This is a genomic window from Sandarakinorhabdus sp. (assembly GCF_987265915.1).
Genome location: NZ_OZ503948.1, coordinates 1156543 through 1168468, shown reverse-complemented (window position 1 = coordinate 1168468; position 11926 = coordinate 1156543). Strand labels below are relative to the sequence as shown.

Below are 11926 nucleotides of genomic sequence, written 5' to 3'. Positions count from 1 at the left end.
CGGAAGTGGCCACCAATGCTCTCACCGCGCTCAACGCCGGCTCCGGGCTGGACAGCCGCGCGCTGATCGATGGGCTGGTCGGCATCGAACGCACGACACGCACCGAACCCATCACCCGCAAGCTGGATACGTTGAATGCGCGCATCTCGGCGCTCGGGCAGTTGCGGTCGGCGCTTACCGGCATCGCCACCTCGCTTGATACGCGGGTGCGATCGGGCGAACTTGGCCTGCAACTGGCGAGCAGCGACAGCGCCATCAGCGTGGAGCGCATCGGCAACGGCCCCGGCGGCGCAGTGGCGTCGGGCGTGACGGTCAATCGGCTGGCCAGCAGCCAGCGGCTGACCAGCGCCGCGCTGGGCAGTGCGAGTGCGCAGGTGGGGCAGGGCACGCTGACCATCATCACCGGGCGGCGCACGCCTGATGGCAATGGAAGTTTCAGCTTTGCCGCTGGGGCGAAACCATCGGTGAACATCAGCATCACGGCCGCCAACAACAGCCTGTCGGGCCTGGCCGCGGCGATCAACGCCAGCGATGCCGGCATCACCGCCAGCATCATCGCCGGCAACAGTTCAAACGGGGGCAGTGCGACGCTGGTGCTGCGCGGGGCGGAAGGCGCCGACAATGCCTTCATCATCAGCGCCGCGCCTACCGGTGGTCCACCGGGCCTGGAACGCTTCAACCACACGCCCGGCGCCGAAACCCTGGTCCACGGCGAAACCGCGCAAAATGCCGAGCTGGTGGTCGATGGCGTTGCCGTCACCCGCAGTACGAATCGCATCGATGACCTGATCCCAGGCGCGCGGCTGGGCCTGCGGCGCACGGTGAGCGGCGTCGCCATCACAGCAGCGCGCGATGGCGCGGCCTTGTCGGGTGCGTTGGCGGATTTTGTCGGCACGTTGCAGGCAATGCGGCTGTTGATCGGCGATTTTCGCCGGCCGGCCCGCGATGGCGAAACGGGTGGTGCGCTGGCCACCGATCCCACCGCGCTCCTGCTCGATCAGCGCATCACCCGGTTGGTGACTTCGGTGGTGCCGGAAGCCAATGGCCTCCGACTGGCCGATCTGGGCGTGTCGGTGGCGCGCGATGGCGGCATCACGGTGGATGCGGCGCGGCTGGCGAATCTGGCGCCGGCGCGGCTGGGCGATGCCGAAGCGCTGCTGCGCGAGCTGACCGGCGCGGCGCGCGAAGACCGGCCGAACCGGCTGCAAAGCATCGCGCAGATTGCCGGCACCGCCGGTGACAGCCTGGTACGCCAGCGCGACGCCGCCAACCGCGATCTGGCCAAGGTGGATGCGAAGGTGGCGACGCTGCGCACGGTGCTGACCCGCCAATTCGCCGCGATGGATACGGCGGTCGCGCAATCCCGCGCTGTGGGTGCGCAACTGGATCAGCTGGTGGACAGCTGGTTCCGGCCGCAGAATTGATGCGGCTCAGCCCGCCCGGGCCTCGATATGCAGGCGCCGCATCTTTTCGATCAGCGTCGTCCGTTGCAGCCCGAGCAGGCGGGCGGTGCGAGCGATGGTGCCGCCGCTGATCGCCAGCGCTTCGCGGATATAGGCGCATTCCAGATCGGCCAGCACCTGCCGCAGATCGATACCATCCGGGCCGAGCCCAGCCGGGGCGCAGACATGCGGCGGCGCTTCGCTGGCGGGCGCCGGTTTCGGTTCGAGGCGCGCTTCGGGGCGCGATTCGGGCAAGCGGCGCGACGAGCTGAGCAGGCGGGCCAGATCCTCGCGGCCGATGATGCCGCCGCCATGATGGATGCTGGCGCGTTCGATGAAGTTGCGCAGTTCGCGCACATTGCCCGGCCATGGCCAGGCGCTGAGCGCCGCCATTGCTGCCGGCGTGAAGCGCAGCTGCTGATTTTGCTGCATCAGGAAATGTTCGACCAGCGCCGGCACATCTTCGGGGCGCTGGCACAGCGGCGGCATGTGGATGTGGATCACGTCCAGCCGATACAAGAGGTCGGCGCGAAACCGGCCATCGGCGATGGCGGCCTGCAGATCGACGCTGGTGGCGGCCACCACCCGCACATCCACGCTCAGCGGCAGCATGCCGCCCACACGCTCGATCACGCGGGTTTCCAGCGTGCGCAGCAATTTGGCCTGCATGGCCGCCGGCATGTCGCCCACTTCATCCAGGAACAGGGTGCCGCCATGCGCCGTTTCGAACCGGCCGGCGCGGGCTTTCACCGCGCCGGTGAACGCGCCCTGTTCATGGCCGAACAGTTCGGATTCGATCAAGTCAGCCGGGATGGCGGCACAGTTGATGGCCACAAATGGCTTTGCGGCGCGCCGGCTTTTCTGATGAAGCTTCTGTGCAACCACCTCCTTGCCGCTGCCCGATGGCCCGGTGATCAGCACGGATGCACTGGCATCGGCGATCTTGGTGATTTCCTCGCGAATGGCGGTGATGGCAGGACTGACGCCGATCAATTGCGCCATTTGTGTTTCGTCGGGTTGCAACACCCGATCAGCAGCAGTTCTGCCAGAGGTTGATCTGGCCGAAGTTGATCTGGCCAAAGTTGATCTGGATTGACCTTTCATTGGTAATCCTTAACGCAAAGACAAGATATTGACCGGTTTGGACACAAACTGGCGGCAACAACCCAATCCTCTTGTAATCGTTATCGGCTTTTCTTCCAGAACGGATGCGACCAGTATGATTGCCGGCGCACACGCCATTTTGGCAGACCGCGCCGGAACGGATTGGGAATGGATGATATCCGCATCTTGATGCTGGAACCGGCGCCGCCGGCGGGGTTGCCGCTGTCCGGGCCCGGCTGGCGGCTGATGGCCGGCGATCCACTGGCGGTGGTCGCCGATCTGGCGCTGCTGGCGGCCGACAGCGACCGGACGGACGACGAACTGGATCGGCTGGCGTTGCCGCTGCTGATCGATGTCCGCGACAAGGGCGTGCCGCGCCTGCTCGATCAGGCGGCCGGCTGGCTGCTGCCCGGCGACGGCGCCGATGCGCTCGATCGGCTGGTGGCCGCTCATCGCCAGCGTCGGCAGCCCGGTGTGGCCGACAGTTCGCTCACCGCGCAGCATATGGTGGCGCTGTCGGCTGACGCCCGCCGCATCGCCGAAGCGCTGGAACGTTTGGCGCAGGCCACGGATGCCGATCCCGCCGTGCCGGTCAGCCCGCAACTGGTGCGGCGACTGATCCGCCTGCGCCGCGATCGCGATCGGCATTTTCCCGCCGAGCTCTTCGCCGATCCGGCGTGGGACATGCTGCTCGATCTGACCGCGGCGCGCATGGAAGGCGTCGATGTGGCCGTCTCCAGCCTGTGCGTGGCTGCCGCCGTGCCCACCACCACGGCGCTGCGCTGGATCCGCACCCTCACCGAAGCCGGGCTGCTCGAACGGCGCATCGATGCCGGCGATGCGCGGCGCAGCTTCGTTGTCCTCTCTGATACCGCGCACCTGGCGATGCAGGCGTGGATCAGGCGCTTTGCGACGCTATTTGCGCTGCGCTGACGCCAAACTCGAATAGGTTCGAATTGAGTCCACAAGGCTCCCTCCCTTCAAGGGAGGGCGAGAGACGAGCCGCAGGCGAGGCCACGGGGTGGGTGTTGTTTGTTGCCACAGGCAGGATCACCCACCCCGCTCGGCTGGCGCCGAGTCGCCCTCCCTTGAAGGGAGGGCGCAAAAGGACTGCACCCTCGATGCAATCGGCCCTACGCGGCCGGCATTTCCGCTGCGGGAACGGGCGGCGGCGCGACCTTGGCCAGCAAGTCCAGCACCGGCGCCAGGCTGCGATCGGGGGCTTCTTCCATCGGAATATGGCCGATGCCATCCAGCACGCTGATGCGCGAGCCGGGGATGGTCTGGTTGAACCATTCGCCCACCGACAGCGGGATGAAATGGTCTTCGCGGCCCCAGATGATCAGGGTGGGCCCTTTCAGCTTCGGCAGCACGTCGGCGGCATTATTCTCGCCCTGATATTGGCCAAAGCGCTGCACGGTGGCGCGGCGGTTGCCCGGATAGAGCAACAATTCCCAATAGCGGTCGATCATCGCCGGGGTGGCGATGGCCTGATTGCCGATCGACTGTTTGAAGCTGGCCTCGATCAGCGCACGCGGGGTGACGGTGGCCATGATCTCCCGAATCACCGGGATGCGGGCGAGGTTGAAGCCGATCGGCGGGCGGGCGGTTTTGGGCTGCGGCTTGCCGCTGGCATCGACCAGGATCAGCGCGGCGACCCGGTCAGGATGCTTGACGGCGTAGCGCCACGACACACCGCCCCCCATCGAATTGCCGCCCAGCGCGAAGCGGGACAGACCGAGCCTGTCCACCAGCTTTTCCACGACGCCGACATAGGCGGCGTTGGTGTAAAGGCCCTCGCTGGTGGCGCCGGTCAGGCCGTGCGCCGGCAAATCCATGGTGATGACGCGATAACCGCGCGCCGTCAGCCGCTGCACCCACGGCTCCCAGGTGTGCAACGAGGCGTTGGAGCCATGCACCAGCACCACCGGAAAGCCGGTGCGCGGGCCTTCGTCACGCATGTGGATGGTGGTGCCCGGCGCCAGCTCGACGAACTGGCTGGCCGCATTGGCATATTTCGCCCGCAGCGTGGCGACCGGAATGTCGGGCGTGGCAAACACCGCCCACAACAGGGCGATCAGGCCGGCCAGCGCCAGCACGATGATGCCCAGCGTGCGCCCCCAGCGGCGCTTGCGGCGTACGGTTGCCGTCAGGGCCATCAGATCGCCTCGATGCGGACGGGCAAGCCATCCTTGGGCTTGGGGATGGGGAACATGGTGAAATCGCTCTCCACGCTGCCCAGCGGCTTGTCGGCCACCACGCGGTGCTTTTCCAGCAGCGCGAAGAAGAACATCTTCACCTGCATATAGGCGAAATGCTGGCCCAGGCACATGTGGGCGCCACCGCCGAACGGCACCCAGGCATATTTGTGGCGGCCACGGCTGTTTTCGGCACTGAATCGCGTCGGATCGAAGGTTTCCGGGTCTGGCCAATGTTCCGGCATGCGGTGGCTGATCATCTGGTTGACGCCGATGTGGGTGCCGGCCGGGATGACGTGATTCTGGAAGGTGAAGCTGCGCAGCGCCCGGCGCGGCATCGACGGCACCGGCGGGATCAGCCGCAACGCTTCTTTGAACACCTGTTCGGTCAGTTCCATCTCGCCGATATTGTCATAGGTCAGGCGGCCGTGGCGGGCGCGGATGCCGGCGATTTCCTCACGCAACTTGTCCTGCCATTCCGAATGCTTGGCCAGGCACCACAGCATGGAACTGATCGACGAGGTGGTGGTGTCGTGCGCCGCCATCATCAGGAAATTCATGTGATCGATGATGTCCTGATTGCCCAGCAGCTCGCCATCCTCGTTGGTGGCATTGCACACCTGGCTGAAGATATCATCGCCCTGTTTCCCGCGCCGCTTGGGGATTTCCCGGCCGAAATAGTCGCACATGAAGGCGCGGCCATCGACGCCGCGCTTCATGGCAGTGAACGGCAACGGCTTGCGGATCACCGCCACCGATGCGGCCACCATGTCGCAAAACGCCTTGTTGATGCGCTGCGCTTCCGGCCCCCATGGCACGCCCAGAAAGCTGGTGGCGGCCAGATCGAGCGTGAGCGCCTTGATCGCCGGGTAGAATTTGAAGCTGGCGCCCTTCTGCCATTTTTCCAGCCCGCGGGTGATGCCATCATCCAGTTGCGCGAAATAATGGCGCATCGGTTCGGTCTTGAAGGCGACGGTCAAGGTCTTGCGGTGGATGCGATGCTCTTCGAAATCCATCAGCATGAGGCCGCGCGGGAACAGCAATTCCAAGATCGGTGTCCAGCCCAGATCGTTGGAGAAGAGTTTGTCGCGGTTGAACAGCACCAGTTCGTTGGCGTCGGCACCGATCAGGCTGACGCCCCAGCGGCCGATATCCTGGCGGCGAAACACACTGCCATGCGATTCGACCAGATCGCGGCTGGCGCCCAGCGGGTTGGCGAGGAATTTCAGCGTGCGAAACAGCGTGGACGGGAAGCGCAGGCGTTCCATGCCGGGGATGTGTTTCAGCGCGTCATAGCCCGGTTCGGGCAGGTCGGCGGGGATGAACTCGCTGTTTGGAACGGGGGCATTCATGGGGCTTCACTCGCGCTGGCTGCGGAGTTTGGATACGCATTATTGCCGGTGGGGGCAATGCTGCGGGTGTCGCGGGGTTTGGCGCTCCTGGGCCGCCCCACCCCCAGCCCCTCCCGCAAGCGGGAGGGGCTGGGGGTGGGCGCCACAAGAACTTCAAGCGACATTCATGCCCCTTCCCCCCACGTCCCCACGAGTCTAACAGCACATGTTGTGAAGCCCGAGTTTGATCTTGTGCTGGCCGGCGGTGGCCTGGCCAACGGCCTGATCGCGTTGCGCCTGGCGCAGCTGCGCCCCGATGTGCGCGTGGCCATCGTCGAATCGGGGCCGTCCATCGGCGGCGATCACACCTGGTCGTCGTTCGGCCTGGACATCAACGAGGAACAGCGCCGCTGGACGCATCCGCTGTTTGCGCACCGCTGGGATTGTTATTCGGTGCGTTTTCCGCAGCATGCCCGCACCCTGGCGGTGGGTTATGGCACCACCAATTCGGATCGGCTGGCGGCTGCGGTCGCCGCGGCGCTGCCGCCGGACTGCATCCTGACCGACATGCCGGTGGTGGCGATCAGCCCGACCAGCGTCACGCTGGCAAATCAACGCGTGCTGACCGCAGCGGGCGTCATCGATGGCCGCGGCCAGAAAAAGACCGACGCGCTCGATCTCAGATGGCAGAAGTTCCTGGGGCAAGAGGTGGAGCTGGCCGCCGATCATGGCCTGAAGGGCCCGATCATCATGGATGCCACCGTGCCGCAGCAGGATGGCTATCGCTTTGTCTATACGCTGCCCTATGGCCCGCGCCATGTGTTGATCGAGGACACATATTTTTCCGACGGTCGCGATCTGGCGCCCGAGATGCTGCGGGGGCACATCGCCGATTATGCCGTGCAACAGGGCTGGGAGATCGTGCGGGTGCTGCGCGAGGAAGCCGGCATCCTGCCGCTGGCCATCGGCGGCGACATCACCAAGTTCCTGGATGAAGGCACGCCCGGTGTGGCCCGCGTCGGCCTTGCCGCCGGGCTGTTTCACCCGGTGACGGGTTACAGTTTCCCCGATGCCGTGCGCATGGCCGACATGATCGCCGCGCTGCCCGATTTTTCATCCGCGACCATCCACCGCGCAGCCCGTGACCACGCGACACGTGTGTGGAACAGCCGGGGCATGTATCGCATCCTCAATCGCATGTTGTTCCTCGCCGCGCAGGATGAGGAACGGCGCACGATCCTGGAACGTTTCTATGAACATCCGGATGATCTGGTCGGACGGCTTTATGCCGCCGACAATCGGCTGAGGGATTGGCCGAAGGTGTTTTCGGGACGTCCGCCCATCCCGCCGCTGCGGGCGCTGGGCACTTTGCTACGGTATGAATTGGGGTACAAATGACGACAGCAGCAGTGATCGGTTCTGGTTTCGGTGGCCTGGCCTTGGCCATCCGCCTGCAATCCGCCGGCATCCAGACCACCCTCATCGAAGCGCGCGACAAACCGGGCGGCCGTGCCTATGTGTTTGAAGACGATGGCTTCAAATTCGATGCCGGGCCGACGGTGATCACCGATCCCACCTGCCTCGAAGAATTGTTCGCGCTGTCGGGCCGCAAATTGTCGGATTATGTCGAGCTGATCTCGGTGGCGCCCTTCTATCGCCTGCTGTGGGAAGACGGCACCGTGTTCGATTATTCGAACGACGAAGAGGCGCTGTTTGCCGAGATCCACAAGCTGAATCCCAAGGATGTCGAAGGCTACAAGAAGTTCCTGGAGTTTTCGGACAATGTGTTCCGCGAAGGCTATCAGAAGCTCGGCCACGAAGCCTTTCTCGATTTCAAATCGATGCTGAAGGCCGCGCCGCAGCTGATGCGCTATGAAGCCTTCCGCTCGGTCTATTCGATGGTGTCGCGCCATATCGAGGATGATCGCCTGCGCCAGGCCTTCAGCTTCCACACATTGCTGGTCGGCGGCAACCCTTCAAGACGAGCAGCGTCTATGCGCTGATCCACGCGCTCGAAAAGAAATGGGGCGTGTGGTTCCCGCGTGGCGGCACCCATGCGCTGATCCGCGGCATGGTGAAATTGTTCGAAGATATCGGCGGCACCGTGCGCATGGGCAGCAAGGTGGAAGCCATCATGGCCGACAGCGGCCGGGTGACCGGCGTGCGCTGCGCCGATGGCTGGTCCGGTCGCTTTGATGCGGTGGCGTCGAACGGCGATGTCGTCACCACCTACAAGGATCTGCTCAGCGCCCATCCGCGCGGGCAGGAGATGGCGACGAAAATGATGCGCCGCAGCTTCTCGCCGTCGCTGTTCGTCACCTATTTTGGCCTGAAGGGCGAACGCCCGGATGTGAAGCATCACACCATCCTGTTCGGCCACCGCTACAAGGGCCTGCTCGATGAAATCTACAAGGGCGGCGCGCTGCCCGACGATTTCTCGCTCTATCTGCACCACCCGACCGCGACCGATCCCGAAATGGCGCCGGCCGGGCACAGCGCCTTCTATGTGCTGTCGCCGGTGCCGCACCTGGGCAAGCTCAACATCGATTGGGAGAAGGAAGCCCCGCGCTATGCCAACTCCATCCTCGATGCGCTGGAGCGCCGCTGCATCCCCAATCTGCGCCGCGATCTGGTGACGATGCGCACCTGGACGCCGAAGGATTTCGAAACCGTGCTGGGCGCCCACCACGGCAGCGCCTTCAGCCTGGAGCCGGTGTTGTGGCAATCGGCCTATTTCCGCACCCACAACCGCGATGACGTGCTGGCCAATCTCTATTTCGTCGGGGCCGGCACCCACCCCGGCGCCGGCATCCCCGGCGTGGTCGGCAGCGCCAAGGCGACCGGCAAATTGATGGTCGAGGACCTGATCGCCCGGAAGGCGGCCTGACCCACCCCCAGCCCCTCCCGCAAGCGGGAGGGGAGCAGTTTGGCGCTGATGGGCCGTTTGTCCCACCTGGACACACGGCTCCCCTCCCGCTTGCGGGAGGGGTTGGGGGTGGGAAAGTCGAGTGCTTTGCGGCACAACCCCACCCCCTGCCCCTCCCCTAAAGGGGAGGGGAGTTTGCCCCGCTTGCGCGTCGCCCCCCATCCGGGCAGGAAGCATCCCGTGTCCGACGTTCTTGCCAATGCCCGCGATGCCATCGCCCGCGGATCGAAAAGCTTTGCACTGGCCAGCCGCCTGTTCGATGCGCCAACGCGCGACCGGGCCATGCTGCTCTATGCCTGGTGCCGCCACACCGATGATGTGATCGACGGCCAGGTGCTCGGCGAAGGCCGCAACGATGATCGCCGCCCGCCGGCCGAACGGCTTGCCGAAGTGCATTGGCAAACCGAACGCGCGCTCGCCGGCAATCCGGCGCCGGGCACGCCCTATGAAGCGCTGGCGCGGGTGGTGCAGGAAACGCAAATGCCGGCGCGCTACCCGCGCGATCTGATCCAGGGTTTCCGCATCGACATGGAGGCGCGTCCGTTCCTCAGCTTCGATGACACGCTCACCTATTGCTATCATGTCGCGGGCTGTGTCGGCGTGATGATGGCGATCGTGATGGGCGTGAAGCCCGATGAGCGCGCCGTGCTGGTGCGCGCCTGCGATCTCGGCATGGCGTTCCAGCTCAACAACATTGCCCGCGATGTGGTGGAAGACGCGATGAACGGTCGCCGCTACATCCCCGATGATTGGCTGGCCAGCGTGCGGCTGGAGCCGGACAGTTTCGCCTATGAACGCAACCGCCGGCAATTGTCGCGGCTGGTCGCCCGGCTGGTGTTCAAGGCCGAGGAGTATGAGGAATCGGCGCGCTTCGGCACGTCGGCGCTGGGCAATCGGGCCGCCTGGGCGGTGCTGGCCGCCGCGCGCATCTATGGCGGCATCGGCCGCAAGGTGCGCATGCTGGAAATCGCCGGGCTGGAAAATCGCGTGTCCACCACCAGGGGCGAAAAGGCCCGCGCCGTGGCGGCGGCCTTCGGCGAAATGCTGGTACGCGGCCGCCGCTGGCCGATGCCGGGGCCGGAGCGCGAGGGGCTGTGGACCATGCCGGAGTGACCAAGCTGCCGGACGACCTGCCGCGCTGGTCCTTTGGCGACAGCCCCGAACTGGCCGATGAACTGCTGGCGCTGGTGCTTCTGGGCCGCAAGACGGCAACCTGTTGGGCAACGGCGCAGATGGGGCCGACCACAGTGGGTGAGCAGTCCATTGTCCTGAACGGCGCTGGTCAGCCCGCCGCGCGGGTGGAAACCATGTCCTGCGAAGCGGTGCGGTTTTGCGACATGGGCGCAGATTTTGCCGCTGCCGAAGGCGAGGGCGATCTGTCGATCGAGCACTGGCGCGAAGCCCACCGGCGCTATTTCACGCGAGCGGGCGTGTTTGCCGAGGATATGGATTTGTGGTGCGAGACGTTCCGGGTGGTGGAGCGATATTGAGGCGCGTTACCGCGCCCAATGCTCCGCATTGTCGATCATGCCCATTTCCGCCTTCATCTTGGCCGAGGCGCGAATCCGCCCGCGGCCATCGGCTTCCAGTTGCGCCTTGAGCTGGCGGATCGGCGGCGCCCAGATGAAGCCGAAGCTGACCGTGCCATGCTTGGTTTCCACCACATGGTGCAGCCGGTGCGCCTGCACCACGCGCTTCATGTAACCCCATTGCGGGTTCCAGCGGTGCTTCACCCGGCGATGGACGAGGATATCGTGCAGGAAGAAATAGATGGCGCCATACATGGTGATGCCCGCCCCGATCGCGGTGATCATGTGCAGGCCATAATGCGTGCCGATCATCAGCAGGATCATCGACGGGATGGCGCCGGCGACACCGAACCAGTCGTTGCGCTCGAACTTGCCGACGCGCGGTTCATGATGGGATTTGTGCAGCACCCACAGGAAACCGTGCATGACATATTTGTGGGAGACGATGGCCACCACCTCCATGATCGCCACGACGATCAGCGCGATGAGGATGCCCTGCCACCAATTCACATCGGCAAGCACGGGGTAACGGGTGGAGAGCGAAGCGAGATACGCGAGCATGGTTCAGCCTATAGCCAGCCTGAAAGCTTTATGCATTAGGGGTGTTGCCGCACCCTGATCGGAGAATGGGTTTTTCCATGCGCCACCTCGCCCTCCTCACTGTTCCGCTGCTGCTCACCGCCTGCTCGACCCCGGCGCAGCGCATCACCACCCAGTTGACCGAACTGGGCGTGCCACCGCGCCAGGCACAGTGCATGGGCGACCGGCTCGGCCAGCGCCTGAGCATCGGCCAATTGCGCCGCCTGCAAGAATTGAGCGGCATCCGCGCCGAGCGATTGCAACGCATGAGCATCCGCGAGATCGCGAACAAATTGACCGACGAGAAAGACCCCGGCCTGGTGCTGGAAGTGATCCGCGCCGGCATCGGTTGTGCGATCTGATCGCAGCCCCGGACGGGGTCGCGCGCTGCTGTTGGCCGGCGGCATCGGCGCCGGGGCGTTGCTGGGTGCGCTGTGGCCAGAATCGGATGTGCCGGCCACCGCGCCGATACCAGCCAATCTGTCGGATGCGCCGGCCTTTGCCGATCTGAACAACGGCCCGGCCGATTCGGCGCCGTTGCCGTTTGCTGATGTTCCGCAACCAGCACCGGCCAGTGACGCGCCCACCTACCGCTCTTGCAGCGACGCCCGCGCCGCCGGCGTTGCCCCGCTGTATCGCGATGACCCCGGCTATGCCCCGCATCTGGATGCCGACGGCGACGGCGTCGCCTGTGAGCCCTATCGCGGGCGCTGAGACTCGATTTGTGAACGACCCAGCGTGGCTGCCACGGGCGGCCCTGCGCAAATCGCGTATGCGCTGCTGATTTTGCTTGGTCGTTTACCAAAAATAAGTAATA

11 protein-coding genes and 1 pseudogene are annotated in these 11926 nt (G+C 65.1%); 8 read left to right on the top strand and 4 right to left on the bottom strand.

Annotated elements, in window-relative coordinates; translation table 11 throughout:
* Window positions 1–5: 5 nt before the first annotated feature.
* Entirely contained in the window at window positions 6–1424 is a 1419-nt protein-coding gene (gene fliD / locus AC6UUM_RS05620; RefSeq protein ID WP_500804352.1) for a flagellar filament capping protein FliD, read from the top strand.
* A gap of 6 nt (window positions 1425–1430) precedes the next feature.
* On the opposite strand, the gene AC6UUM_RS05615 is transcribed toward fliD, so the two are convergent.
* Window positions 1431–2444 carry a sigma-54 interaction domain-containing protein gene (locus tag AC6UUM_RS05615; RefSeq protein WP_500804351.1) on the bottom strand — a complete coding sequence of 338 codons (1014 nt, stop codon included), beginning with the start codon at window positions 2442–2444 and terminating at the stop codon, window positions 1431–1433.
* A gap of 270 nt (window positions 2445–2714) precedes the next feature.
* Here AC6UUM_RS05615 and AC6UUM_RS05610 point away from each other — a divergent pair, with 270 nt between their 5' ends.
* Window positions 2715–3479: a hypothetical protein gene (locus AC6UUM_RS05610; RefSeq protein ID WP_500804350.1), complete on the top strand. Its 765-nt coding sequence runs from the start codon at window positions 2715–2717 to the stop codon at window positions 3477–3479.
* A 200-nt stretch (window positions 3480–3679) separates the two neighbouring features.
* Here AC6UUM_RS05610 and AC6UUM_RS05605 read toward each other — a convergent pair whose 3' ends face one another.
* Complete coding sequence (locus tag AC6UUM_RS05605) at window positions 3680–4705, bottom strand: alpha/beta fold hydrolase (RefSeq protein WP_500804349.1); 1026 nt, start codon at window positions 4703–4705, stop codon at window positions 3680–3682.
* Window positions 4705–6096 carry a cytochrome P450 gene (locus AC6UUM_RS05600; protein WP_500804348.1) on the bottom strand — a complete coding sequence of 464 codons (1392 nt, stop codon included), beginning with the start codon at window positions 6094–6096 and terminating at the stop codon, window positions 4705–4707. Before AC6UUM_RS05600 ends, AC6UUM_RS05605 begins: the two co-directional genes overlap by 1 nt.
* A gap of 210 nt (window positions 6097–6306) precedes the next feature.
* On the opposite strand from AC6UUM_RS05600, the gene crtY reads away from it, so the two are divergent.
* The 4 genes and pseudogenes from crtY to AC6UUM_RS05580 all read left to right on the top strand — a co-directional run bounded on the left by crtY (window position 6307) and on the right by AC6UUM_RS05580 (window position 10491).
* The gene (crtY, locus tag AC6UUM_RS05595; protein WP_500804347.1) at window positions 6307–7473 is read left to right on the top strand and encodes a lycopene beta-cyclase CrtY; all 1167 of its coding nucleotides are present in this window, start codon (window positions 6307–6309) and stop codon (window positions 7471–7473) included.
* Window positions 7470–8962, top strand: a pseudogene (locus tag AC6UUM_RS05590) (phytoene desaturase). Before crtY ends, AC6UUM_RS05590 begins: the two are co-directional and overlap by 4 nt.
* Before the next feature lie 219 nt (window positions 8963–9181).
* Complete coding sequence (locus AC6UUM_RS05585; RefSeq protein ID WP_500804346.1) at window positions 9182–10114, top strand: phytoene/squalene synthase family protein; 933 nt, start codon at window positions 9182–9184, stop codon at window positions 10112–10114.
* The gene (locus tag AC6UUM_RS05580; RefSeq protein WP_500804345.1) at window positions 10111–10491 is read left to right on the top strand and encodes an ASCH domain-containing protein; all 381 of its coding nucleotides are present in this window, start codon (window positions 10111–10113) and stop codon (window positions 10489–10491) included. The genes AC6UUM_RS05585 and AC6UUM_RS05580 overlap by 4 nt, the downstream gene beginning before the upstream one ends.
* A 6-nt stretch (window positions 10492–10497) precedes the next feature.
* Here AC6UUM_RS05580 and AC6UUM_RS05575 read toward each other — a convergent pair whose 3' ends face one another.
* Window positions 10498–11091, bottom strand: a complete 594-nt coding sequence (locus AC6UUM_RS05575) for a sterol desaturase family protein (RefSeq protein ID WP_500804344.1) — start codon at window positions 11089–11091, stop codon at window positions 10498–10500.
* Between the two features lie 77 nt (window positions 11092–11168).
* Here AC6UUM_RS05575 and AC6UUM_RS05570 point away from each other — a divergent pair, with 77 nt between their 5' ends.
* Complete coding sequence (locus tag AC6UUM_RS05570; RefSeq protein ID WP_500804343.1) at window positions 11169–11471, top strand: hypothetical protein; 303 nt, start codon at window positions 11169–11171, stop codon at window positions 11469–11471.
* Window positions 11461–11823, top strand: coding sequence for an excalibur calcium-binding domain-containing protein (locus tag AC6UUM_RS05565; RefSeq protein ID WP_500804342.1), 363 nt, complete (start codon window positions 11461–11463; stop codon window positions 11821–11823). Before AC6UUM_RS05570 ends, AC6UUM_RS05565 begins: the two co-directional genes overlap by 11 nt.
* Window positions 11824–11926 lie beyond the last annotated feature (103 nt).